We start from the raw sequence: 21,467 nt of genomic DNA on the forward strand, positions 1-21,467 counted from the left end.
CCGATCAGGCGGCGGCCACTTCCTTGGCTTCCGGTTCGAACAGGCGGGACAGCAGGGTCAGGCGATCCAGGCTGTCCAGCATCCGGGGCAGGGGCGCATCCTTTGTCAGCGCATCTACGCACAGGCGGCGGGTCATGGCGCGGACCGCGGGGCTGGCCGGGCCGTCCGCGTGATGCTGCGCGATGCGCGCGCAGTCGGTGAAGGCCGCGACGTCACCGGCCAGCGCGGCGCGGTCCCACAGCCGCATCACGGCATCCGGCAGGGGGGTCGCGATGGCCACGATGCGCCCTGTCAGCCATGCGGCCTCGGGTCCGTCCAGGCCGGACGGGCGGTCACCGTGACGCGTCAGGCCAAGCCATGCGCGCAGATGCCGGGCCGCGACCGCGTCGCGAAAGCAGATGCGCCCCAATCGGGTCAGGTCATCGGGCACCGCATGGCGCGCGGGGGACAGGCGGGCGAACCAGTTCTCTCCGGTCGCGCGGGTCAGGCTGGTTGCCGCGTGCAGGGCCTGCGCCTTGGGGATGTCCATCGCTGCGATCCGGTCGGCCAGTTGGCGGGCGGTGGCCTGGACGGGATGGGGCTGCAGCCAGACGGGCGCAGGACCGCGCCAGCGTTTCCACGCCGCCATGTGCAGCGCCATCGCCACATGGACCGTCGGCTGGACCGCATCCGCGAATGTCTGGTCCGCGGTGGCAAAACCCAGCTTGAGGGGAAATGATCCGTCGGGCCGCTGGACCTGGATCAGGTCGGACAGCATGTCCGCCACCGGGTGGTCGTCGTCCAGCAGCCTCAGGCAGAACGCGATCCGGGCAACCGACCCCGTGCATCCCGCGCCCTGCGCCCAGGTTGCCAGCATTTTCAGGTGGTCGAAGATCAGCGTATAGGCGCGCGGATGGGACAGACGGGGACGCCGCGCGCCATGATGATATAGCTGCATCAGCAGCTGCGCCACCTGTGCCACGTGATCGGGGGTGATCGAGGTCGGGGGCGTCGTCAGCGCGGCCTCGGCCTCTGCCAACAGGACGGGGTCGTCGGACAGCGCCAACCTGTGCGGCAGGGGCAGGGCGGGGTCGTCGGCCAGCGCCTCGCAGGCCAGCTGCCACAGGGGGTCGGTCTGGGCGACCAGACCGCCCGCCAGCGTCAGGCGGACCAGCGCATCGTCCCGCGCGCCGTCAAGAACGCGCAAGGCGCCCTGGCGAACCAGATCGGGCGTCAGGCGACGCAGCACGATCACCTCGATCGGAGAGATGCGCCCGCGCAGGCCCGACAGCACCGGCGCGATCTGTCCCACCAGCGCCAGCGCGCCGATGTCGGAATGATCCAGCGGGCAGGGATCGGGCAGGGCCATGATACGCTGGCGCAGCCATTCAAGGCCGCGGTTGGACAGCAGCCGCATCAATTGGTCCCATGATCCGTCCATCTGCGCCCTCGTCCGTTTCGCGGTTGATCATGCGACAAGGACGCGCGGGTTCAAGAACCGGATGCAGACAATTCGCGCCATTGGCGGCATGATGCCGGGAATTGCGTCGGACGCGCGCGCAGGATAAAGCGTCGGCATGACAAACCGCCCCCAGCTTCCACCCGAAATCGCCCGCCGCCGGACCTTTGCGATCATCTCGCATCCCGATGCCGGCAAGACAACGCTGACAGAGAAGTTCCTGCTGTACGGTGGCGCCATCCAGATGGCCGGGCAGGTGCGCGCAAAGGGCGAGGCGAGGCGCACGCGGTCGGATTTCATGAAGATGGAGCAGGATCGCGGCATCTCGGTGTCCGCGTCGGCGATGTCGTTCGATTTTGACGGACATCGCTTCAACCTGGTGGATACGCCGGGCCACAGCGACTTTTCCGAGGATACCTATCGCACGCTGACCGCGGTGGATGCGGCGATCATGGTCATCGACGGGGCCAAGGGTGTCGAATCGCAGACCCGCAAGCTGTTCGAGGTCTGCCGCCTGCGCGATCTGCCGATCCTGACCTTCTGCAACAAGATGGACCGCGAATCCCGCGATACGTTCGAGATCATCGACGAGATCCAGGAGAACCTGGCCATCGACGTGGCACCGGCATCCTGGCCGATCGGCGTGGGGCGAGAATTCATCGGCTGCTATGACATGCTGGGCGACCGGCTGGAACTGATGGACCGGGCCGACCGCAACAAGGTGGCGCAGTCGATCTCGATGAAAGGGCTGGACGACCCGCGGTTGGCCGATCATGTTCCCGCCGACCTGTTGGCCAAGCTGCGCGAGGAGGTCGAGATGGCCCGCGAGCTGCTGCCGACCTTCGACCATCGGTCGTTCCTGGAGGGGCACATGACGCCCATCTGGTTCGGCAGCGCGATCAACAGCTTTGGCGTGCAGGAGTTGATGCAGGGCATCAGCACCTATGGCCCGCCGCCGCAGCCCCAGAATAGTGCCGAGCGCGAGATTTCCCCGGACGAGAACACCGTGACCGGCTTCGTGTTCAAGGTTCAGGCCAACATGGATCCCAAGCACCGCGACCGCGTGGCTTTCGTTCGGCTGGCATCGGGGCATTTCGAACGTGGCATGAAGATGGTCCACGTCCGCACGAAGAAACCGATGGCGGTGTCGAACCCGGTCCTGTTCCTGGCCGCTGACCGCGAACTGGCCGAGGAGGCTTGGGCCGGCGACATCATCGGCATTCCGAACCATGGCCAGCTGCGCATCGGCGACGCCCTGACCGAGGGAGAGACGCTGCGTTTTACGGGCATCCCGTCATTCGCGCCCGAACTGCTGCAGACGGTGCGCGCGACGGACCCGATGAAGGCCAAGCATCTGGAAAAGGCGCTGATGCAGTTCGCCGAGGAGGGGGCCGCCAAGGTCTTCAAGCCCGCGATCGGATCGGGCTTCATCGTGGGCGTCGTGGGCGCGCTGCAATTCGAGGTGCTGGCCAGCCGGATCGAGCTGGAATACGGCATCCCGGTGCGGTTCGAGGGTAGCCAGTTCACCAGCGCCCGTTGGGTCAGTGGCGCCAAATCGGTGGTCGATGCCTTTGCCGAAACGAACAAGGCGCATCTGGCCCATGACCATGACGGCGATCTGGTCTATCTGACCCGCCTGCAATGGGACATCGACCGGATCGGTCGCGATCACCCGGACCTGAGGCTGACCGCGACCAAGGAGATGATGGTCTAGCGCCGCGTCTCCTGGCCGAAGGCCATACCGTCCAACTCCTGCCCGGTCTCGTCGACTGGGTGGCACCAGACGGTGAAGTCCAACAGCTGATGCGGGCCAAAGCTGGCCAGCATCGCCACATCGGCGGCATCGCGGCCCCGTGCGACGACGACGCGGCCAAGGCGGCGTTCGTTGTTGCGCGGGTCGAACGTCCACCAGCGGCCAGATAGGTAGACCTCGATCCAGGCGGCGAAATCCATCGGCGCATCGACCTTGGGCACGCCGATATCGCCGACATAGCCGTTCACATAGCGGGCCGGGATGTTCAGCGCCCGCAGATAGGCCAGCGCCAGGTGCGCGAAATCGCGGCAGACGGCCATGCCGCCCTTGCTGGCATCATGGGCAGTGCGAAAGACCGACGCCGTGCCGTAATCGAATGTCAGCACCTTGTGGCCATGGTCCAGCACGGCCTGGACACGGCCCCAGCCCGGCTGCAGATGACCGAACAGGTCCCAAACCTGCTGGGACAGAACGTCGCTTTCGACATAGCGGGACGCCATCAGGTAGATCAGCGCATCGTCGGGCAGATCCTCGACCCGCGTTTCCTGGGCCGCGAAATCGACATCGTCCCACATTTCGTCGTCATTCAGGGTCACATCGCCACGAAGGACAAATTCGCCCGCAGGGGCGACCATGCGGCGGCAGATGTTTCCGAACAGGTCGCGGTACTCATGCACGTCGACATGAGGAACGGTCGTGACCTGTTCGGGGGCTGTGAAATCGTCGTGCCGTGCCGCCTCGGGGGCGACAAGGCAGATGAGGGGGGTCGGCTGCTCGACCTTAATACGGAACTCGTGACCGACCCGGACGCGCATCAGGAAACCGATGCGTCCATCGTGATTTCGGCATTCAGCAGCTTGCTGATCGGGCAGCCTTCCTTGGCCTTTTCAGCGACCTCGAGGATCTTCGCCTGGTCCGCATCAGCGGTGATGGTCGTGGTTAGGTGGGCCTTCTTGACGGCAAAACCGTCGCCTTCCTTATCCATCGAGATGTCGGACTTGGTCTTGATCGACACGCCCGAGATGCCTTCCTGCTCCAGCATCATCGCCAGCGCCATCGAGAAGCACGACGCATGCGCGGCGCCGATCAGTTCCTCGGGGTTGGTGCCGGGCTTGTCCTCGAAGCGGGTGTTGAAACCGTAGGGCTGCGCCGACAGCGCGCCCGACTTGGTCGAAACCTGGCCCTTGCCCTCTTTCAGGCCGCCAGTCCATTCAGCCGATCCGGTGCGGGTAATCATGTGATCCATCCTTTTCCTTGGTCAGTGTTGCCCGCCCAACGCGGCAACACCATCCAAGGTTCAGGACTGTGGCTGAATCAGACGTTGATGTTCCGCAATCGCATAGCGGTCGGTCATCCCTGCGACGTAATCCAGCACAAGACGCGCGCGTTCGGTCGGATCGTTCAGGCGCATGGCCGCGTCGCGCCACTGGTCGGGCAGGCGGTCGGGATGATCCAAGTACAGCGGAAACAGGTCGTTCAGCATCTGCGTGACATGGGTACGTTCGACGACGACCGAGGGCGCGCGATACATGCGCTGGAACAGGAAGGACTTGATCGCCTTGATGTTCTGGTACAGCGGCTTGGAAAAGCGGATGATCGCCCCGTCCATCACGCGGATGTCGTCCGCCGATCGCGGCTGCAGCCCGGCAAGCCGGTTCTGGGCAACTGCGATCACGTCCTCGACCATGACGCCGAAGACGCGGCGCAGCGCCTCGTAGCGGCGCCGCGTCGGGTCCAGGCCGGGATACAGGCGGTCGACCTCGGCAAAGGCGGGGCCGATCACGGGCAGTTCCGCCAGATCGCCCTCGGTGAACAGGCCCGCGCGCAGGCCGTCATGCAGGTCGTGGTGATTGTAGGCCACGTCGTCGGCCACCGCCGCCACCTGCGCCTCGGCGCTGGCATTGGTGTGCAGTTCCAGATCCCACAGCGCGTTCACCTCGGCCAGGGCATAGGGCAGGGGACCGGTCACCGGACCGTTGTGCTTCGCGATGCCCTCCAGGCTCTCCCAGGTCAGGTTCAGCCCGTCGAAATCGGCATAGTGGCGTTCCAGTTTGGTGACGATGCGCAGCGCCTGCGCGTTGTGGTCGAAGCCGCCATAGGGCGCCATCAGCGCGGACAGCGCGTCCTCTCCGGTATGACCAAAGGGTGGGTGGCCCAGATCATGGGCCAGGGCCACGGTCTCGGCCAGGTCGGTGTTCAGGTTCAGCGCCCCGGCGATGGTGCGCGCGACCTGCGCGACCTCGATCGTGTGGGTCAGGCGGGTGCGGAAATAATCGCCGCGATAGCCTTCGCCATCATGTTCGACAAAGACCTGGGTTTTGTGTTTCAGCCGGCGGAAGGCGCTGGAATGGATGATGCGGTCGCGGTCGCGTTGCCAGGGCGACCGGAAGGTGGACAAGCTTTCGTCCTGCAATCGCCCGCGGCTGTCTTGCGGATGGCAGGCATAGGGCGCGAGTGCGGTCACGGGGTCAGCCTTCCTTGCGGGTTCACCCCGCGGACCCTATATTTGATGCGACCAGACGAAAACGGGAACGCCCCATGAACCTGCCGCCCAAAGTGACCGACCGCGCCTTTGACCGCCTGTCCCAGATCAATGCGGGCAAGGACCCGGTACCGCTGCGCATCGCGGTGCTGGGCGGGGGATGTTCCGGCTTCCAGTACGACATCCGCCTGGACGCGCCCGAGACCGACGATCTGATCCTGGAGAAATCGGGACAGAGGGTCGTCGTCGATCCGGTGTCGCTGCCCTATCTGGCGGGGGCGGTCATCGATTTCACCGACGAGCTGATCGGCGCGCGCTTCGTGATCGAGAACCCGAACGCCACGGCAAGCTGCGGCTGCGGAACCAGCTTCTCGATCTAGTCGCAGGGGATGCTGCGCGGGTCCAGTCGCCGCTCCACATAACGGAACTGCGTCCCCGAGGGCAGCGTCTTGACGACGCGCGTGGTTTCCCATCCGGCGTTCTGACAGATGACACGGTTCTGCCGGTCGGTGATCCGCAGGCCGTCACCGTCTTTCGACAGCGTGATCGCCTGCCCCTCGCGCCGCGTGCCATCGATGAAGAAGGGCAGGGGCTGCGGCGACGCGATGGCAGGCGCGCCGAACAAGTCGGGCAGACCCTGCCAGTCCTGCGCGGGCCCGCTGGCCACCGTCAGGCGGTGATCTCCCGGCGGCACCAGCAGCCGCAGGACCGCGCCGCCGCGCAGATAGCCGCTGATGACGGGCGTGCCTTGGTCATCCGTCAGGATGATCGCGTGATCCATGTCGGCGGGGGCGCGGACCTGCAGTGGGATCGTCGCGGGCAGGGGGCTTGCCTTTTCCAGCAGCCCGGTCAACGGGCGCGCGGCGGCCGCCACGGGCAGGACCATTAGTAGGATCAGCAGTCGGATCATCGCGGCCCCTTTCCGGTTCGTGTTGCCAAACGCGCAGGCGGCGCTAAAGATGCCGCCCATGAAAATCGCAAGCTTCAACATCAATGGCGTCAAGGCCCGCGTGCAGGCCCTGACCGACTGGCTGGCCTCGACCGATGCCGATCTGGTCGTGCTGCAGGAAATCAAATCCGTGGACGAGGGGTTCCCGCGCGAGCATTTCCAAGACCTGGGATGGCAGGTGGAAACCCACGGCCAGAAGGGCTTCAACGGCGTGGCGATCCTGTCGCGGCTGCCGTTGGAGGACGTGACCCGCGGCCTGCCCGGCGACGATGCCGATGAGCAGGCCCGCTATATCGAGGCGACCGTGGTCGGCACCCATGCGGTGCGCATCGCCGGGCTGTACCTGCCCAACGGCAACCCCGCGCCGGGGCCGAAATACGACTACAAGCTGGCATGGATGGAACGCCTGCGCCTGCGCGCGGCGGAATTGCTGGCGTCGGAGTTGCCGGTGGTGATGCTGGGCGACTACAACATCATTCCCGAGCCGCGCGACGCCGCCCATCCCGACCGCTGGACCGAGGATGCGCTGTTCCTGCCGCAAAGCAGGGCGGCGTTCCGGGCCATCGTGAACCAGGGCTGGACCGATGCGGTGCGCATCCGCGACCCTTGGGCCACGCGTGGGCCGTTCACCTTCTGGGACTATCAGGGCAGCGCGTGGGAGCGTGACAACGGCATCCGCATTGACCATCTGCTGCTGTCGCCCCAAGCGGCCGACCTGATGATCGAAACGGGCGTCGACCGCGATGCGCGGGCCGGTGAAAAGCCAAGCGACCACGTCCCGGTCTGGGTGCGCCTGGCCGCCTGACGGCGCCCGGCGGCGGGTCAGATCACCAGAACGCCGGAATGCTTGGCCTTGTGTTCCGGTTCGACATGGATGGTGATCTGGGCGTCGGGCAGCTTGGCCTTCAGGCTGGCCTCGACCCGATCGCAGATGTCATGGGCGTCGGACACGGTGGTCTGGCCGTCCACGACCAGGTGAAAGTCGATGAAGGTGACGGCGCCCGCATGACGCGTGCGCAGGTCATGCGCCTCCAGCGCGCCGCTGGCCTTGTCCGAGATGATGTCGCGGATGGTCACCAGCGTCTTTTCGGGCACGGCCTCGTCCAGCAGGCCGGAGACGGACGACGCCATGACCTTCCATCCCGACCACAGGATGTTCACCCCCACCAGCATCGCCAGCGCCGGGTCCAGGATCGACCAGCCGGTCGCCACCGCCAGCCCCACGCCCAGCAGGACGCCCCCCGACGACACCACGTCCGTCAGCAGGTGCTTGCCGTCCGCGACCAGCGCCGGAGAGCGCAGCCGCCGCCCCTGACGGATCAGGATGCTACACCAGATCGCGTTCAGCACGCCCGCGCTGGCGTTGATGGCCATGCCCATGCCGACGGCTTGAATCTCGCGCGGGTTCTGGAAGGCGTGCCACGCCTCGCGTAGGATCAGCAAGGCGGCCACGATGATCAGCACCCCTTCCAGCACGGCGCTGAGGAATTCGGCCTTGTGATGGCCATAGGGATGCGACTGATCCGCCGGTCGTTGCGCCACCGAGATCGCGACCAGCGCCGCGACCGCGGTCGCCACGTTCACGATGCTTTCCAGCGCGTCCGACAGCAGCGCCACCGACCCGGTCAGGTACCAGGCCAGGGTCTTCAGCCCAAGCACGATCAAGCCGACAAAGATGCTGCCGACGGCGATTTTCAGGCTGCTGGACATCAGATCGTCCCCTTGGCCATGGACGGGATGGGTATGAGGCGCAGCATGTCGCAGATGCTTTGTGAAATCTCAAGCCACGGTTGCAGCCATTTGCGCACAATAGGCGTTCGGGTGCCGGATAGACACGCATTGCATTTGTTGATTGACCCGTCACTCAATATAAAGCATCCTTAGAGTATCAAAGAAACGTGCAGCCGCTTGGCTGCGATCATGCGCGTACAGCGGGCCACATGCCCGGCTGCACTGTGGCGCTGATCGTTCATCTGTCTAAGGAGGATTGCGCCCATGACGCCAATCATCACCGTCGCCTATCTCAGTGTGCTGGCCTGCGCGCTGTTCGTCCTGATCCGCTGGCCCCGCCTGCGGCTGCAGGGCGAAGAGCCCGTCGGCCTGTTCACCCTGATCGCCCTGCTGTTCACCGCCGGACTGGACATGGGCCTGGTCATGCTGCCCCTTGCGGAATTCCCGATCTATGAGGAGGACCCCGCCTTCGGGTTCACCAATGCCCTGGCCGTGGAATTCGGCATGTGGGGGCCGCTGGTCTGGCTGATGTATTTCGTGGCCACCTTCTATTTCATCGCGCTGGAGCCGCGCCTGCAGCTGTTCCAGATCCCGGCGGTCAAGTGGGTCTACAACCTGACGGTCATCGCGACCTGTTCGTTCACCTGCTATCTGTTCATGTCGAACCTGCCGACCTATGCCCCGGACCTGCCGCAGGGCGCGGTCTGGGCGCTGGTCGTGGTGGTGATCGCCACCGCCGTCCTGTCCAGCGGCAACATGGCGGTGATGAAGTGGCTGGCCATCATCTCCAGCTATGGGTTCGGCATGTTGGCCTTCACCGCACTGGCGATGATCGCCTTCGTCTACAGCCGCGTGGGTCTGGGCGATTTCTTCGACAGCGTCGGCCTGCTGGGCGGGTACTTCGCGCATCTGCCGCGCTTTGCCACGCCCATTTCGGATTACCACGAATTCTATCTGTTCTGGTGGTTCGCCTGGTCGATCATGATCGGCCAGTTCGTCGCGCGCTTCGTGGGCGGGCTGAGGGTCTGGCAGCTGGCACTGGCGATGGTGGCCCTGCCGGCGATCCCCCTGGGGCTGTGGTTCAGCGTGCTGTTCGTCTATCACCAGGGCGGGATCGTGATCCCCGGCTGGCTGAACTGGTTCATGATCGCTGTCGGTGTGGTCTTCGTCGTGAACTCTCTGGACAGCCTGATCCGGCTGTATTCGACGAACCTGAACTGGTCGCGCGAGACGTTGGGGGACCGGCGCTATTATCCGCTGCATTTCCTGCTGCAGCTGGGGCTGGTCGGCGCCTATGTCTTCACCCCGTTCGAGATCCAGTGGGTCGGCCTGATCGTCGCGGCGCTGTACGGGGTGATCTATGTGCTGCTGGCGCGGCACATGGGCAAGCTGGGCGGCATCGGCCGCCCCGCCGCGGGATAGGGGGCGGACGCCCTCTCAGTCGTCCTTGTCGCTGTCGTCGTCGCCAAAGCGCGAATCGTCAGAGAACTCGTCCTCGCCCTCGTTGACGAACTTGGACGACAGCGCGATCGAGTGGTTGTCATGGACGGGGTCCATCACGACGTCCGACGGGATCTCTCCGACCAGCCATTCGCGCAGTTCTTCGCGGATCTCGGCGGGCTCCTGGCCGGTCACCTCGACCAGATAGGCGATGAAGGCGCGCTGGTCGCCGTCGATCTCGTCCAGCTCGGTGTCCTCGGCCTCGGGCCACTTGTCGATGATCGCCTCATAGAAGGCCGCCCAGTTTTCCTGAACATGGTGCCACTTCATCAATAACCTCCTGTCGGAAGGCTGCCCTGGAACCAGCGCGCCGTCCCTGTAATGTCCTCGCCGACACCGGCGACGGTGTTGCAACCGGCCAGCATCGTGCAAGCCGCTACAGTAACCCAAAACATTCGCATCAGTTCGTCTCCTGCCACCAGACTTCGGGCAAAAAGCCCGGCCAGTCCCCGTACATGGGTATTTCCTCTGGGTATTTCAGATCCGCGGCATGGGCCAGCCGCGAGATCGGCGAAAAGCTGACCGGGATCACATAGCGCCCCGCCGTCAGCACGCGGTCCAGCGCCCGGACCGCGGCGGTGAAATCCTCGGCCGTGTCGGCGGCCGTCATGGCGTCGATCATCGCCTCGGCCGCGGGGCTGTCGATGCCCATCCAGTTGCGGCTGCCGGGCGTGGATACGCCGTCGCGGCCCCAGTACAGGCGCTGTTCGCTGCCCGGCGACAGCGACAGGCCGCGTTCGTACCATGTCATGTCGAACTGATAGTTGTTCGTGCGCTCGATGTACTGCGCGGAATCCAGCAGGGTGATGCGCGGGGTGATCCCCAGGGGGCGCAGCGCCTCGACATAGATGTTCACGATCTGCTGAACCTCGGACCCGCTGCGCATCGCGGTGCCGTTCTGGTTCAGCAGGATCTCGAAGGCGAAGGGCTGGCCCTGCGCGTTCTTCAGCTGTCCGTCTTGAACCGTCCAGCCGGCCTCGGCCATCAGCGCCATCGCGCGGCGGACACCCGCGCGGTCCATCGCGCGGTCCGATCCTTCGGGCAGGGTATAGCCGTCCAGCGTGCCGGGCGGCAGGTCGGCCGCGAAGGGCGCCAGCAGTTCCGCCACGCGCCCCGTCGCCGGCCCGTCCTGCATCGCCAGGACCGAGTTCGAGAAATAGGACGTGATCCGGGGATCGGCACCGCCGTTTAGGGTCTGGTTGATGAAACGGAAATTGAACATCTCGATCAGCGCCTGCCGCACGCGCCAATCGGCGAAGGCCGGGTTGCGCGTGTTCATCACCAGGCCGACGATGCCCGACGGGCGTTCGTTCGGGATCTCTGCCTGGACCGCGCGTCCGTCCGTCATCAGCGGAAAGCCGTATTCGCTGGCCCATTTCTGCGCCGACAACTCGCGCCAGACGGTGACGGCACCGGCCTTGAACGCCTCGAACATCGCGTTGGCATCGGCGAAATAGTCATAGCGGATGACGTCGAAATTGTTCACCCCCGCCATCAGGGGCAGATCGCGGCCCCAATAGTCGGGGTTGCGGCGAAAGCTGATCGACCGCCCCGGCTCGACTTGATCGACGACATAGGCGCCGCTGCCGATCGGGGCCTCGAGCGAGGAGGCGGCGAAATCCTGCCCCTCCCACTGGGCCTTCTTCAGGATCGGACGCAACCCCATCAGCAGGGGCAGTTCTCGGTCGGGTTCGGTGAAGGTCAGGCGTACGCTGCGGGGGCCCGTAGCCTCGATCCTGTCGACGCGCGACCAGGCCGCCAGATAGCGGGGATGGCCCTGTGTCCCGAGCGTCTCATAGGACCAGATCACGTCGTCGACGGTGACCGGGCTGCCGTCGGAAAACCGCGCCTCCTCGCGCAGGGTGAACTCGACCCAGTGCCGGTCGGGCGCGACCTCGATCGTCTCGGCCAGCAGGCCGTAAAGGGTGAACGGCTCGTCGATCGACCGCATCATCAGGGACTCTGTCACGTGAACGCCCACGCCCCATGCGGCATTGCCCTTCAGCACCCAAGGTTTCAGACTGTCGAACCCGCCCGGTTCCGCCAGCCGAATCGTACCGCCCTTGGGCGCGTCCGGGTTGGCATAGGGCAAATGTGCAAAGCCCTGTTGCAGGGCAGGTTCTCCATAGATTGCAATGCCATGGACAGGTTCGGCAAGGGTTGCCAGCGGCATAGATGCAACACCGCCCGTCAGGGTCAGCAGACCCAAGGCAGCCCCCCTGATCGCGGATTTGTTAAGGTTTTCGAAGATTCGCATTGCCTGCCGCCCGGTCGTTTCTTGTTTGGCCGCATTATCAACAGGCTTGACCGGGGGGCGTCAACCAAGGTGGCAAGATCGCTGTTGGACTCGCGCGGTTCCTCGCGTATAAATAGGGCACTGCTCGATAGGTTTCTTGCCTGTATGAAACCTGCCTCATAACTTGCGCCCGCCTTGTGCGGGCGTTTTTTTTTGCCCATGCTGCGCCTGCAAACCGCCTTTCGGGGCCGTCAAGGAGCAGCCGATGTTCGAGAAATTCCTCAAGGGCAAGACCGCCGTCGTCACCGGATCCAACTCTGGCATCGGGCTGGGCGTGGCCCACAGGCTGGCGCGCGCCGGCGCGGACGTGGTCCTGAACAGCTTCAGCGACACGGACGAGGATCACGCGCTGGCCGAAGGCATGTCCGGCGAACACGGGGTCAAGGTCCGCTATATCCGGGCCGACATGTCCAGGGGCGACGACTGCCGCGCGCTGATCGAAAAGGCCGGCGCCTGCGATATCCTGGTCAACAATGCCGGCATCCAGCACGTTGCGGCGATCCCCGATTTCCCGGCCGCGAAATGGGACGCGATCATAGCGATCAACCTGTCGTCCGCCTTCCACACCACCGCCGCGGCCTTGCCGCTGATGCGTGCGGCGGGATGGGGCAGGGTGATCAACATCGCCTCGGCCCACGGACTGACGGCCAGCCCCTACAAGTCGGCCTATGTCGCGGCCAAGCACGGCATCGTCGGTCTGACAAAGGTCACGGGTCTGGAAACCGCGCGCGAGGCGATCACCGCCAACGCCATCTGTCCGGGCTATGTGCTGACGCCGCTGGTGGAAAGCCAGATCCCGGACACGATGGAGAAATACGGCATGGGCCGGGACGAGGTGATCGAAAAGGTCCTGTTGGAACGCCAGCCGTCCAAGGAATTCGCGACGACCGACCAACTGGGCGACACGGCGGTCTTCCTGTGCAGTGACGCCGCGGCCCAGATCACCGGGACCACGATCAGCGTCGACGGGGGCTGGACCGCCCTGTGACGGGAACCGCGCTGCGTCCTTTGCCGTTCCACATCAACACAATGTGAGGAGATGGTGATGAAGGGTCTTGTGGCGTGGTTTTTGGGGGTCCCGGTCGTCGTAATCGTGATCCTGTACGTTCTGGGCATCTTTTGATGCGAAAGGGCGCCCCGTGATGCGGGGCGCCCTTGGTCTGTCCGGGGTCTTCAGGACAGGCTGTTCTGGATGGTCTGGATGTCGGAGTTCGTCAGCGTCTTGGCGACTTCCTTGCGCAGGCGAAGCTGCAGTTCCTTGTGATAGTGCTTGCGCATGACGCCCAAGGTCGAAGGGTCTGCGATGATCGCGATATCCTCGAACTTGTTCTTCAGCACCATCGCGTTCAGGTGACGCGACAGCTGGGCCGCAAAGGTCGCCTCCTCGTCATCCCGGGGCGACCCTTCGTCGATCTGCGCACCGTCGCCCGACAGGCTCTCCTGCGTCACCTTGGTCGTTTCCGACAGTTCCAGCCCGGATTTGGCCGTGTTGCGGAACAGGGTGGCGGAGTGGCCGTCGGCAACGACGACCAGGGCATTGTGGGGCAGCATGGTCAGCTCCTTCTTGCGTTCGCTTTCACGGTTCAACGCAAGCCGGGACCGGTCAGTTGCAGCCTTCGCAAAAGCGGCGGATGCGTGCCATCGCGTCCTGAAGCACGGCGTCGCTGGTGGCGTAGGAGATACGGAAATGCGGCGACAGGCCGAATGCTGCACCGAAGACGACCGCAACCCCGGTTTCGTCCAGAAGCGCGTTCGCAAAGGCTTCGTCGCTGTCGATCGGGGTGCCGCCGGCGCTGGTCAGGCCGATCAGCCCGGCGATCGACGGATAGACGTAGAACGCCCCCTGCGGCACCGGGCAGTCCACTCCCGGACAGGCGTTCAGCCCGGCCACGACCAGATCACGCCGCCGCTGGAACACCGCGCGGCTGTCGGTGATGTAATCCTGCGGCCCGGTCAGCGCGGCCTCTGCCGCGTACTGGCTGATCGAGCAGGGGTTCGAGGTCGATTGCGACTGCAGCTTGGCCATCGCCTTGATCAGCGCCTCGGGGCCCGCTCCATAGCCGATCCGCCAGCCGGTCATGGCATAGGACTTGCTGACCCCGTTCATGGTCAGGACGCGGTCCTTCAGCCGGGGTTCGACCTGTGCGGGGGTGCAGAACGCGAAGCCGTCGAAGACCAGGTGCTCATAGATGTCGTCGGCCAGCACCCACACCTGCGGATGACGCAGAAGCACATCGCACAGCGCCGCCATCTGCGCCCGGTCATAGCCCGCACCCGACGGGTTGGAGGGCGAGTTGAGGATCAGCCACTTGGTCCGCGGGGTGATCGCGGCCTCCAGCGCGTCGGGGGTCAGGCGGAACCCGGATGCCTGGTCGCATTCCACGACGACCGGCGTGCCGCCCGCCAGCAAGACCATGTCGGGATAGCTGACCCAATAGGGGGCCGGCACGATCACCTCGTCGCCGTCGTCCAGCGTGGCCATCAGCGCATTGTAGAGGATCTGCTTGCCGCCGGTGCCGACGGTGATCTGGGCAGGCGCATAGTCCAGCCCGTTCTCACGCGCGAACTTGTTGGCGATGGCGCGTTTCAGGGACGGCGTGCCGTCCACGGCGGTGTAACGAGTGTGGCCCGCGTCGATCGCGGCCTTTGCCGCGTCACGGATGTTTTCCGGGGTGTCGAAATCGGGCTCTCCGGCGGACAGGCTGATGATGTCGCGTCCCTGTGCGCGCAGGTCCGCCGCGCGGGTGGTCATCGCGATGGTGGGCGAGGGTTTGATGCGGGCCAGCCGGTCCGAGATGAACGCCATGAGACACCTTGCTGCTGTCGGTTTGAACTGTCGGCCCGCATGGCATACGCTGCGCCGCACGCCCTCACAAGGACGAGAGACATGATCGACAGCTATGCCGAACCGGTGGCGACCCTTGGCGACCGCCTGACCGCCGCGCGCGAAGGCGCGGGCCTGGACATTGCCGCCATGGCCGATGCGCTTGGCCTACGCCCCGAGACGCTGGAGGGGTGGGAGGTCGATCAGGCCGAACCGACGGCCAGCCTGATGGGACGGATCGCCACGGTCACTGGCGTCTCGCCGGTTTGGCTGTTGACGGGGCAGGGCGCGGGACCGCAAGACGCAAGCGCGGGGGCGGCCCTGCGTGCCGAGCTGGCCGATCTGCGCCGCCTGCTGGCCGAGGCCGCCGCCCGCGTGGACCGTCTGGAGGAAGCACTGTCGCATGGCTGATACGCTGGAAACCCCCGAGAACCGCCTGAAACGTCTGCACATGCGCAGCTGGCGGCGCGGCATGAAGGAGATGGACCTGATTCTGGGCCGCTTCGCCGATGATTGCCTGTCCGGGCTGTCCGGCCCCGATCTGGACCTGTACGAACGCATGTTGGCCGAGAACGATCAGGATCTGTACCTGTGGGTCACCGCGCGGATCGGCGACGGTCCCACCCGCGAGGCACCGCAGATGCTGACCCCGATGCTGGATCGGATCGCGCGACATGCCGCGACCCGCTTTGCGGCCGATCGCTAAAAATTTCGGCATTCCTGGCGCAGGAAGAGGCGGCAATTAACCGAAGATTGTCTTTTCTCTGTCATTGAGAGGTCATGACGAACAGGACAGGACATCCCGAAGCCATGCTTGCACCTGCACCCCGCGAACAGCATCCGACAGTCGATCCCACGGCCCTGGACGTGCCCCTGTCGGACATGACCGACGCCTATCTGGAATCCCTGCAGCTGCTGGAGCGGATGCACCGGCTGATGCTGGATCTGGTCAAGGACGAATTCGAACGACTGCACCGGGGCGACCTGACCCCGGTCCAAGCCATGATCCTGTATAACTTGGGCGAGGCCGAGGTCTCTGCCGGAGAGCTGCGGTCGCGCGGCATGTATCAGGGATCGAACGTCAGCTACAATCTGAAGAAGCTGGTCGCGATGGGCTATGTCCATCACGAACGCTGCGACATGGACCGACGCTCGGTCCGGGTGCGTCTGACGGCCGAGGGCCAGGCGGTGCGCGACTTGGTGCAGCGCCTGTTCATCCGCCACGCCGAAGGGCTGGCCATGTCGGGCGTGCTGGAGGATCCGCCGCTGGATCAGGTGAACCTGCAATGCCGCCGCATCGAGCGGTTCTGGACCGAGCAGATCCGCTATATCTATTGAATTGAACCCGGCCCTGCGGGGCCGGGTGTGCCTTTTCCTGGCGCCTTACCAGGTGCCGGTGTTCTCCATGCTGGACCACGGCTCCTGCGGGGGCAGGTGATCGCCTTCCTGCAGCAGCTCGACCGACACGTTGTCCGGGCTGCGCACGAAGGCCATGTGGCCGTCGCGCGGGGGGCGGTTGATCGTGACGCCGGCGTCCTGCAGCTTCTGGCACATCTCGTAGATGTTGCCGACGCGGTAAGCCAGATGGCCGAAATGGCGGCTGTCCGAGGGCAGGCCGTCATCGCCGTCCCAGTTGTAGGTCAGTTCCACCGGGCATTCCGGCTGGCCCGGAGGCGCCATGAACACCAGGCTGAAGCGGCCCTTGTCGTTGTCGATGCGGCGCATTTCCTCCAGCCCCAGCAGGCGGAAGAAGTCCATCGTCTTGTCCAGGTCCTTCACGCGGACCATCGTGTGCAGATAGCGGATATTCATGGGGTCTCCTGTTCGGATGGGCGGGCAAGCTGTCATGCAGCGGGACAATCTGCAAGCTTGCGATGTGGTTCCAGAACGGTTGATCGACAGCGCGCCGCGTGTCAAAGGAGGCCGGAACCGCCCGGAAGGATGACCATGCCCCTGACACCAGAACAGCAGGCCGAGATCGACAGCCAGCGCGCCACGCCTCGCCAGACGCTGCGCGCCGTGTCCGAGGGGATGGAGAACCACCTGTACGTGGCGCATCAGGTTCTGGATCACGGGCTGGTGCGGGTCATCGACTACATGGGCGACGACGCGGCAATCTGTCAGGCGGCGCGCGTCAGCTATGGCAAAGGGACCAAGTCGGTGCAGAACGACGAGGGCCTGATCCGCTATCTGATGCGGCACTGGCATTCGACGCCCTTCGAGATGTGCGAGGTCAAGTTCCACGTCAAGCTGCCGGTCTTCGTGGCCCGCCAGTGGATCCGTCACCGCACCGCCAACGTGAACGAGTATTCCGGCCGCTATTCGATCCTGGACCGGGAATTCTACATCCCCGCGCCCGAGCATCTGGCCGCGCAGTCGTCGCAGAACCACCAGGGCCGGGGCGAGGTGCTGCAGGGCGCCGAGGCGCAGCGCGTGCTGGACCTGCTGCGCGAGGACGCAATGCGCAGCTATGACAGCTATGAGGCGATGCTGAGCCAGGAGGGGCAGCAGGGTCTGGCACGGGAACTGGCGCGCATGAACCTGCCCGCCAACATCTATACCCAGTGGTACTGGAAGGTGGATCTGCACAACCTGCTGCATTTCCTGCGCCTGCGCGCCGACAGCCATGCCCAGTACGAGATCCGGGCCTATGCAGACATCATGTGCGACATCACCCGCGACTGGGTGCCCGCCGCCTTTGGTGCATTCCAGGATTACCGGATGAATGCCGTGAACCTGTCCGCGCAAGCCGCCGATGCGCTGCGGCGGCGCCTGGCCGGAGAGGTCGTCACGCAGGAAAATGCCGGCATGGGCGCGCGTGAATGGCGCGAGTTCCAAGCCGTCTGGGGCTAAACGGGGGCGCACCACGCGCCCCCGTCCGGATCAGAACGTGAAGTCGTTCAGGTCCAGGTTGGCGCGGTTGAAATCCTCCAGCACGATCACGGTGGACGCGTTCACTGTCAGGATCGTGTCGCCGCCCTGCTGCACGGCGCCGTTGATGGCGCGCTGGACCTGGCCGCGATCCAGGTCGTCGATCTCGATCCGGTCCAGGCCGTTCTGGAAGTCGACGATACGGTCGCGCCCGTCGCCCAGGTCGAATTCGAACCGGTCGGCGCCGATCCCCCCGGCCAGGATGTCGTTGCCCCGACCGCCGTCCAGCGTGTCGTTGCCCTGGTTTCCGTGCAGGATGTCGGCGCCGTCGTCGCCCTCGATCTCGTCATTGCCCTCGTTGCCGAACAGCCGGTCATTGCCGCCGTCGCCCTCTAGGTCATCCCGGCCCTGACCGCCATAGAGCAGGTCGTTGCCCTGATTGCCCTCCAACTCGTCGTCGCCCCGGCCGCCGAACAGGGTGTCGAAGCCGAAGCCGCCCCACAGATCGTCGTTTCCGTCATCGCCGCGCAGCAGGTCGTTGCCCGCACCGCCTGCCAGGCTGTCATTGCCCGCGCCGCCGTTCAGCACGTCGTTGCCGTTCTCGCCCCAGATGCGGTCGAAGCCGCGGTTGCCATTCAGCACGTCGTTGCCGTCGCGCCCATAGATCAGGTCGGCCAACGCGCTGCCGTTGATCCGGTCCGCACCCGAGGTTCCGTTATAGCGTGCCATTCAAGCGATCCTTTCATGTTGTCGGCCTCCCATGCGGCGGCCCTGTGCGAATCGCGATATCACGGGCCCGCTGACAGCCGGCTGACGGGGGCTGTCAGCGGGCTGTCAGCTTGGCCGTGCTAGGACGCGGGAATGAAACGATCCCTGTCCAGCCTGATGCTGATCCTGCTGCCGCTGACCCTTGCGGCGCAGCCGATCGCCCCCGATTACGAGACCGCCCGCCAGGCGGTGGACCGCGGCGACATGCTGCCGCTGGAACAGATCCTGGCGCGGATCGAGGCGCGCCATCCCGGCCGCATCGTCGAGGTCGAGCTGGAAGACGAGGACGGCCTGTGGCTCTATGAGATCGAGGTGCTGACCCCCGAGGGCCGCCTGATCGAGATAGAGCTGGACGCCCGCACGGGGGCGATTCTGGGATACGAGGAAGACGACGACTGATGCGCGCCCTTGTGGTCGAGGATGACAGCCGGATCGCCGCCGATCTGGGCCGGGCGCTGACGGCGGCCGGGTTCCGCGTGGACGGCACCGCATCGGGCCAGGACGCCTGGTTCCGGGGCGGGACCGAGGGGTACGACCTGATCGTGCTGGACTTGGGGCTGCCCGACCTGGACGGTCTGACCGTGCTGAAACGCTGGCGGGCCGAGGGGTGCGATTCGCCGGTGCTGATCCTGACCGCACGGGGCGCCTGGACCGAGCGGGTCGAGGGGATCGAGGCCGGTGCCGACGATTATCTGCCCAAGCCGTTCCGCATGGAGGAGCTGGTGGCGCGGGCCCGCGCCCTGGTGCGCCGGGCAGGCGGCCGGGCCGAACCGCGGATCGAGGCGGGCCGCCTGACCGTCGATCTGAACCGCATGACGGCGCTGGTCGATGGCGTGCCGGTCCCGCTGACCCCGCTGGAGTTCCGCCTGATCGCGCATCTGGCCGTTCACCGCGACCGCGTCGTCTCGCCCACGGAACTGCTGGAGCACCTTTACGGCGACGATGACGCGCGCGAGGCCAACGCGCTGGAGGCGGTCGTGACCCGCATGCGCCGCAAGCTGGGTCCGGGCATCGTTGCGACGCGGCGCGGCTTCGGCTATCTGCTGGAGGGCGGTGCATGAGGCCATTGTCGCTGCGCCTGCGGCTGATGCTGCTGGGCGGGGCGACCATCCTGCTGGTCATGGCGCTGTCGGTGACGATGCTGGCGGTGTTGTTCGACCGCCATGTCCAGCGCGTCGCCGTGTCGGACCTGCGCGATCGGGCGCTTGTTCTGCTGTCGGTGATCGAACCCGGCACGCCGCCGCAGATGCGCGACCAGCCGCGCAACCCGTCGTGGCAGCTGCCATTCTCGGGGCATTACTGGCAGGTGTGGCTGGGGGACCAGCCCCTGCGGTCGCGTTCACTGTGGGACGTGACGCTGCCTGTGCCCGCGGATGCGCCGCCGCCGGGCGAGGGGCGGGTGCTGCAGCTGGACGGGCCGGGCGACCAGCGCCTGCTGGCGCTGGATCAGCAGGTGCTGATCGGGCAGGGCGCGACCGCGTCCCCCATCCGCCTGATCGTGGCCGAGGACATGGAGGATTCCGCGCAGGCCCGCGCGGCCTTTCTGCGCGACCTTGTCCCATGGCTGGCGGGATTGGCGGCGCTGCTGCTGGCGGCGTCCTTCGTCCAGGTCACGCTTGGCCTGCGCCCGCTGGCCCAGATCGGCGCGCATCTGCGCGGGCTGGCGCAGGGGCGCAGGCGTCGCCTGGGCGACGATCTGCCCTCCGAGGTCGCGCCCCTGGCCCGCCAGCTGGACCATCTGCTGGACGACCGCGACCGAGAGCTGGATCGTGCGCGCCACCGCGCCGGCGATCTGGCGCACGGGTTCAAGACGCCGCTTCAGGCGCTGCTGGGCGATGCCGAGGCGTTGCGCGATCAGGGACGGACCGAACAGGCCGACAGCATCGAACATGTCGTCACCGTGATGCGCCGCCATGTCGACCGGGAACTGGCGCGCGCCCGCATCCGCACCGACGCCGCGCAGGCCCGCGCGCATCCCGCCCCGATCGTCGCCCGGCTGGTGCAGGTGCTGCGGCGCACGCCCGCGGGTGCCGGGCTGGACTGGCAGGTCGACCTGCCGCAGGCGGTGGCGCTGCGCATCGACCCTGACGACCTGACCGAGGCCCTGGGTGCGCTGCTGGAAAACGCGGCCCGCCATGCGCGGTCGCGGGTGTGGGTCGGGATGCGTGCGGATGACGATCGGACGGCCGTCATCATCCGCGACGACGGGCCGGGCGTGCCCGATGCCGAGCTGGCGCGGTTGGCGCAGCGCGGCGTGCGGCTGGACCAGGGCGGGGACGGTCAGGGGATCGGTCTGGCCATCGTCACCGACATCGCCGAGGCCGCGGGTGGGCGCCTGGAGCTGATCAACATGCTGCCGGGCCTTGCGGCGGAACTGCACCTGCCGCGCCACCCGGACTGATGGTCAGGATGCGAACAGACCGTCGAAATCGGCAAAGCCCTTGACCTCGATCGGGTTGCCCGAGGGGTCGAAGAAGAACATCGTCCGCTGCTCTCCGGGCTGGCCCTCGAAGCGGATCTGGGGCGGGATGTCAAAGGACACGCCCGCCGCGGCCAGGCGGTCGGCCAAGGCCAGCCAATCCGCCAGCGGCAGCACGACCCCCAGATGCGGCATCATCACCATGTGATCGCCCACCCGGCCGGTGCGGGTGGTGGGAAAGGGCGTGCCCAGATGCAGCGAAAGCTGATGGCCGAAAAAGTCGAAATCGACCCAGGTGTCGGTGGACCGACCCTCGGCACAGCCCAGGATGTCGCCATAGAAGCGACGGGCCGCGTCCAGGTCGGTGACATGGATGGCAAGGTGGAACAGGGATCTCATCGCGGCCTCCGTGGTTGCGGGGCAGTGATGCACGCGC

25 protein-coding genes are annotated in these 21,467 nt (G+C 65.9%); 12 read left to right on the forward strand and 13 right to left on the reverse strand.

What is annotated here, in order from left to right; all coding sequences use genetic code 11:
* Positions 1-4 precede the first annotated feature (4 nt).
* The gene (locus SY26_RS01340) at positions 5-1,396 is read right to left on the reverse strand and encodes a hypothetical protein (RefSeq protein ID WP_157020377.1); all 1,392 of its coding nucleotides are present in this window, start codon (positions 1,394-1,396) and stop codon (positions 5-7) included.
* A 160-nt stretch (positions 1,397-1,556) separates the two neighbouring features.
* Here SY26_RS01340 and SY26_RS01345 point away from each other — a divergent pair, with 160 nt between their 5' ends.
* The gene (locus tag SY26_RS01345; RefSeq protein ID WP_045998977.1) at positions 1,557-3,152 is read left to right on the forward strand and encodes a peptide chain release factor 3; all 1,596 of its coding nucleotides are present in this window, start codon (positions 1,557-1,559) and stop codon (positions 3,150-3,152) included.
* On the opposite strand, the gene SY26_RS01350 is transcribed toward SY26_RS01345, so the two are convergent.
* From SY26_RS01350 to SY26_RS01360, 3 genes are read right to left on the reverse strand one after another with little or no spacing between them, the layout of a single operon-like run.
* Complete coding sequence (locus tag SY26_RS01350) at positions 3,149-4,006, reverse strand: transglutaminase family protein (protein WP_045998978.1); 858 nt, start codon at positions 4,004-4,006, stop codon at positions 3,149-3,151. The genes SY26_RS01345 and SY26_RS01350 overlap by 4 nt on opposite strands.
* Positions 4,006-4,428 (reverse strand): OsmC family protein, encoded by a 423-nt coding sequence (locus SY26_RS01355; RefSeq protein ID WP_045999588.1) that lies wholly within the window; start codon positions 4,426-4,428, stop codon positions 4,006-4,008. Before SY26_RS01355 ends, SY26_RS01350 begins: the two co-directional genes overlap by 1 nt.
* Before the next feature lie 60 nt (positions 4,429-4,488).
* Positions 4,489-5,655: a deoxyguanosinetriphosphate triphosphohydrolase gene (locus SY26_RS01360; protein ID WP_045998979.1), complete on the reverse strand. Its 1,167-nt coding sequence runs from the start codon at positions 5,653-5,655 to the stop codon at positions 4,489-4,491.
* Positions 5,656-5,729: 74 nt separating this feature from the next.
* On the opposite strand from SY26_RS01360, the gene SY26_RS01365 reads away from it, so the two are divergent.
* Entirely contained in the window at positions 5,730-6,053 is a 324-nt protein-coding gene (locus SY26_RS01365) for an iron-sulfur cluster assembly accessory protein (RefSeq protein WP_045998980.1), read from the forward strand.
* Here SY26_RS01365 and SY26_RS19745 read toward each other — a convergent pair.
* Positions 6,050-6,583, reverse strand: a complete 534-nt coding sequence (locus tag SY26_RS19745; RefSeq protein ID WP_052715074.1) for a hypothetical protein — start codon at positions 6,581-6,583, stop codon at positions 6,050-6,052. The genes SY26_RS01365 and SY26_RS19745 overlap by 4 nt on opposite strands.
* A 58-nt stretch (positions 6,584-6,641) precedes the next feature.
* Here SY26_RS19745 and xth point away from each other — a divergent pair, with 58 nt between their 5' ends.
* Entirely contained in the window at positions 6,642-7,427 is a 786-nt protein-coding gene (gene xth, locus SY26_RS01375) for an exodeoxyribonuclease III (protein WP_045981710.1), read from the forward strand.
* Positions 7,428-7,444: 17 nt separating this feature from the next.
* Here the strand turns inward: xth and SY26_RS01380 are convergent, their stop codons facing one another.
* A complete protein-coding gene (locus SY26_RS01380) occupies positions 7,445-8,332 on the reverse strand; it encodes a cation diffusion facilitator family transporter (protein WP_045981711.1) in 888 nt (295 codons plus the stop codon).
* A 285-nt stretch (positions 8,333-8,617) separates the two neighbouring features.
* On the opposite strand from SY26_RS01380, the gene SY26_RS01385 reads away from it, so the two are divergent.
* Entirely contained in the window at positions 8,618-9,775 is a 1,158-nt protein-coding gene (locus SY26_RS01385; RefSeq protein WP_045998981.1) for a choline transporter, read from the forward strand.
* 15 nt (positions 9,776-9,790) lie between these two features.
* On the opposite strand, the gene SY26_RS01390 is transcribed toward SY26_RS01385, so the two are convergent.
* Both SY26_RS01390 and SY26_RS01395 read right to left on the reverse strand, forming a co-directional pair.
* A complete protein-coding gene (locus SY26_RS01390; RefSeq protein ID WP_045981713.1) occupies positions 9,791-10,123 on the reverse strand; it encodes a hypothetical protein in 333 nt (110 codons plus the stop codon).
* Between the two features lie 130 nt (positions 10,124-10,253).
* Complete coding sequence (locus SY26_RS01395; protein ID WP_045998982.1) at positions 10,254-12,110, reverse strand: extracellular solute-binding protein; 1,857 nt, start codon at positions 12,108-12,110, stop codon at positions 10,254-10,256.
* A gap of 244 nt (positions 12,111-12,354) precedes the next feature.
* On the opposite strand from SY26_RS01395, the gene SY26_RS01400 reads away from it, so the two are divergent.
* Positions 12,355-13,137, forward strand: coding sequence for a 3-hydroxybutyrate dehydrogenase (locus tag SY26_RS01400; RefSeq protein ID WP_045998983.1), 783 nt, complete (start codon positions 12,355-12,357; stop codon positions 13,135-13,137).
* A 185-nt stretch (positions 13,138-13,322) separates the two neighbouring features.
* Here SY26_RS01400 and SY26_RS01405 read toward each other — a convergent pair whose 3' ends face one another.
* Entirely contained in the window at positions 13,323-13,700 is a 378-nt protein-coding gene (locus SY26_RS01405; RefSeq protein WP_139598694.1) for a host attachment family protein, read from the reverse strand.
* 52 nt (positions 13,701-13,752) lie between these two features.
* Positions 13,753-14,955: a pyridoxal phosphate-dependent aminotransferase gene (locus tag SY26_RS01410; RefSeq protein WP_045998984.1), complete on the reverse strand. Its 1,203-nt coding sequence runs from the start codon at positions 14,953-14,955 to the stop codon at positions 13,753-13,755.
* An 81-nt stretch (positions 14,956-15,036) separates the two neighbouring features.
* Here SY26_RS01410 and SY26_RS01415 point away from each other — a divergent pair, with 81 nt between their 5' ends.
* From SY26_RS01415 to SY26_RS01425, 3 genes are all read left to right on the forward strand, one after another.
* Positions 15,037-15,384 (forward strand): helix-turn-helix transcriptional regulator, encoded by a 348-nt coding sequence (locus SY26_RS01415; protein ID WP_042249702.1) that lies wholly within the window; start codon positions 15,037-15,039, stop codon positions 15,382-15,384.
* Positions 15,377-15,679: a succinate dehydrogenase assembly factor 2 gene (locus tag SY26_RS01420; RefSeq protein WP_045998985.1), complete on the forward strand. Its 303-nt coding sequence runs from the start codon at positions 15,377-15,379 to the stop codon at positions 15,677-15,679. Before SY26_RS01415 ends, SY26_RS01420 begins: the two co-directional genes overlap by 8 nt.
* A 176-nt stretch (positions 15,680-15,855) precedes the next feature.
* Positions 15,856-16,311 carry a MarR family winged helix-turn-helix transcriptional regulator gene (locus SY26_RS01425; RefSeq protein WP_127899388.1) on the forward strand — a complete coding sequence of 152 codons (456 nt, stop codon included), beginning with the start codon at positions 15,856-15,858 and terminating at the stop codon, positions 16,309-16,311.
* Between the two features lie 45 nt (positions 16,312-16,356).
* Here SY26_RS01425 and SY26_RS01430 read toward each other — a convergent pair whose 3' ends face one another.
* Positions 16,357-16,785, reverse strand: coding sequence for a VOC family protein (locus tag SY26_RS01430; RefSeq protein ID WP_045998986.1), 429 nt, complete (start codon positions 16,783-16,785; stop codon positions 16,357-16,359).
* Between the two features lie 135 nt (positions 16,786-16,920).
* On the opposite strand from SY26_RS01430, the gene thyX reads away from it, so the two are divergent.
* On the forward strand, positions 16,921-17,826 hold the full coding sequence (gene thyX / locus SY26_RS01435; protein ID WP_045999591.1) for an FAD-dependent thymidylate synthase: 906 nt from the start codon (positions 16,921-16,923) through the stop codon (positions 17,824-17,826).
* A 30-nt stretch (positions 17,827-17,856) separates the two neighbouring features.
* On the opposite strand, the gene SY26_RS01440 is transcribed toward thyX, so the two are convergent.
* Complete coding sequence (locus SY26_RS01440; RefSeq protein WP_084693635.1) at positions 17,857-18,573, reverse strand: calcium-binding protein; 717 nt, start codon at positions 18,571-18,573, stop codon at positions 17,857-17,859.
* A gap of 132 nt (positions 18,574-18,705) precedes the next feature.
* On the opposite strand from SY26_RS01440, the gene SY26_RS01445 reads away from it, so the two are divergent.
* From SY26_RS01445 to SY26_RS01455, 3 genes are read left to right on the forward strand one after another with little or no spacing between them, the layout of a single operon-like run.
* Positions 18,706-19,011, forward strand: a complete 306-nt coding sequence (locus SY26_RS01445; RefSeq protein WP_052715076.1) for a PepSY domain-containing protein — start codon at positions 18,706-18,708, stop codon at positions 19,009-19,011.
* Positions 19,011-19,673, forward strand: a complete 663-nt coding sequence (locus SY26_RS01450; RefSeq protein WP_045981723.1) for a response regulator transcription factor — start codon at positions 19,011-19,013, stop codon at positions 19,671-19,673. Before SY26_RS01445 ends, SY26_RS01450 begins: the two co-directional genes overlap by 1 nt.
* A complete protein-coding gene (locus tag SY26_RS01455) occupies positions 19,670-21,013 on the forward strand; it encodes a HAMP domain-containing sensor histidine kinase (RefSeq protein ID WP_045998987.1) in 1,344 nt (447 codons plus the stop codon). Before SY26_RS01450 ends, SY26_RS01455 begins: the two co-directional genes overlap by 4 nt.
* A gap of 3 nt (positions 21,014-21,016) precedes the next feature.
* Here the strand turns inward: SY26_RS01455 and SY26_RS01460 are convergent, their stop codons facing one another.
* On the reverse strand, positions 21,017-21,430 hold the full coding sequence (locus tag SY26_RS01460; RefSeq protein ID WP_045981725.1) for a VOC family protein: 414 nt from the start codon (positions 21,428-21,430) through the stop codon (positions 21,017-21,019).
* Positions 21,431-21,467: the final 37 nt, after the last annotated feature.

This window comes from Paracoccus sp. 228 (genome assembly GCF_000967825.1).
GTDB classification, from domain to species: Bacteria; Pseudomonadota; Alphaproteobacteria; order Rhodobacterales; family Rhodobacteraceae; genus Paracoccus; species Paracoccus marcusii.

Coding starts and splice junctions, on each gene's coding strand:
- SY26_RS01395 (WP_045998982.1), bottom strand. CDS start 12,110: ATGCGAATCTTCGAAAACCTTAACAAATCCGCGATCAGGGGGGCTGCC.
- SY26_RS01455 (WP_045998987.1), top strand. CDS start 19,670: ATGAGGCCATTGTCGCTGCGCCTGCGGCTGATGCTGCTGGGCGGGGCG.
- SY26_RS01420 (WP_045998985.1), top strand. CDS start 15,377: ATGGCTGATACGCTGGAAACCCCCGAGAACCGCCTGAAACGTCTGCAC.
- SY26_RS01345 (WP_045998977.1), top strand. CDS start 1,557: ATGACAAACCGCCCCCAGCTTCCACCCGAAATCGCCCGCCGCCGGACC.
- SY26_RS01405 (WP_139598694.1), bottom strand. CDS start 13,700: ATGCTGCCCCACAATGCCCTGGTCGTCGTTGCCGACGGCCACTCCGCC.
- SY26_RS01385 (WP_045998981.1), top strand. CDS start 8,618: ATGACGCCAATCATCACCGTCGCCTATCTCAGTGTGCTGGCCTGCGCG.
- SY26_RS01415 (WP_042249702.1), top strand. CDS start 15,037: ATGATCGACAGCTATGCCGAACCGGTGGCGACCCTTGGCGACCGCCTG.
- SY26_RS01355 (WP_045999588.1), bottom strand. CDS start 4,428: ATGATTACCCGCACCGGATCGGCTGAATGGACTGGCGGCCTGAAAGAG.
- SY26_RS01390 (WP_045981713.1), bottom strand. CDS start 10,123: ATGAAGTGGCACCATGTTCAGGAAAACTGGGCGGCCTTCTATGAGGCG.
- SY26_RS01450 (WP_045981723.1), top strand. CDS start 19,011: ATGCGCGCCCTTGTGGTCGAGGATGACAGCCGGATCGCCGCCGATCTG.
- SY26_RS01340 (WP_157020377.1), bottom strand. CDS start 1,396: ATGCGGCTGCTGTCCAACCGCGGCCTTGAATGGCTGCGCCAGCGTATC.
- SY26_RS19745 (WP_052715074.1), bottom strand. CDS start 6,583: ATGATCCGACTGCTGATCCTACTAATGGTCCTGCCCGTGGCGGCCGCC.
- SY26_RS01350 (WP_045998978.1), bottom strand. CDS start 4,006: ATGCGCGTCCGGGTCGGTCACGAGTTCCGTATTAAGGTCGAGCAGCCG.
- SY26_RS01460 (WP_045981725.1), bottom strand. CDS start 21,430: ATGAGATCCCTGTTCCACCTTGCCATCCATGTCACCGACCTGGACGCG.
- SY26_RS01365 (WP_045998980.1), top strand. CDS start 5,730: ATGAACCTGCCGCCCAAAGTGACCGACCGCGCCTTTGACCGCCTGTCC.
- SY26_RS01410 (WP_045998984.1), bottom strand. CDS start 14,955: ATGGCGTTCATCTCGGACCGGCTGGCCCGCATCAAACCCTCGCCCACC.
- SY26_RS01430 (WP_045998986.1), bottom strand. CDS start 16,785: ATGAATATCCGCTATCTGCACACGATGGTCCGCGTGAAGGACCTGGAC.
- SY26_RS01440 (WP_084693635.1), bottom strand. CDS start 18,573: ATGGCACGCTATAACGGAACCTCGGGTGCGGACCGGATCAACGGCAGC.
- SY26_RS01400 (WP_045998983.1), top strand. CDS start 12,355: ATGTTCGAGAAATTCCTCAAGGGCAAGACCGCCGTCGTCACCGGATCC.
- SY26_RS01380 (WP_045981711.1), bottom strand. CDS start 8,332: ATGTCCAGCAGCCTGAAAATCGCCGTCGGCAGCATCTTTGTCGGCTTG.
- SY26_RS01445 (WP_052715076.1), top strand. CDS start 18,706: ATGAAACGATCCCTGTCCAGCCTGATGCTGATCCTGCTGCCGCTGACC.
- SY26_RS01425 (WP_127899388.1), top strand. CDS start 15,856: ATGACCGACGCCTATCTGGAATCCCTGCAGCTGCTGGAGCGGATGCAC.
- thyX (WP_045999591.1), top strand. CDS start 16,921: ATGCCCCTGACACCAGAACAGCAGGCCGAGATCGACAGCCAGCGCGCC.
- xth (WP_045981710.1), top strand. CDS start 6,642: ATGAAAATCGCAAGCTTCAACATCAATGGCGTCAAGGCCCGCGTGCAG.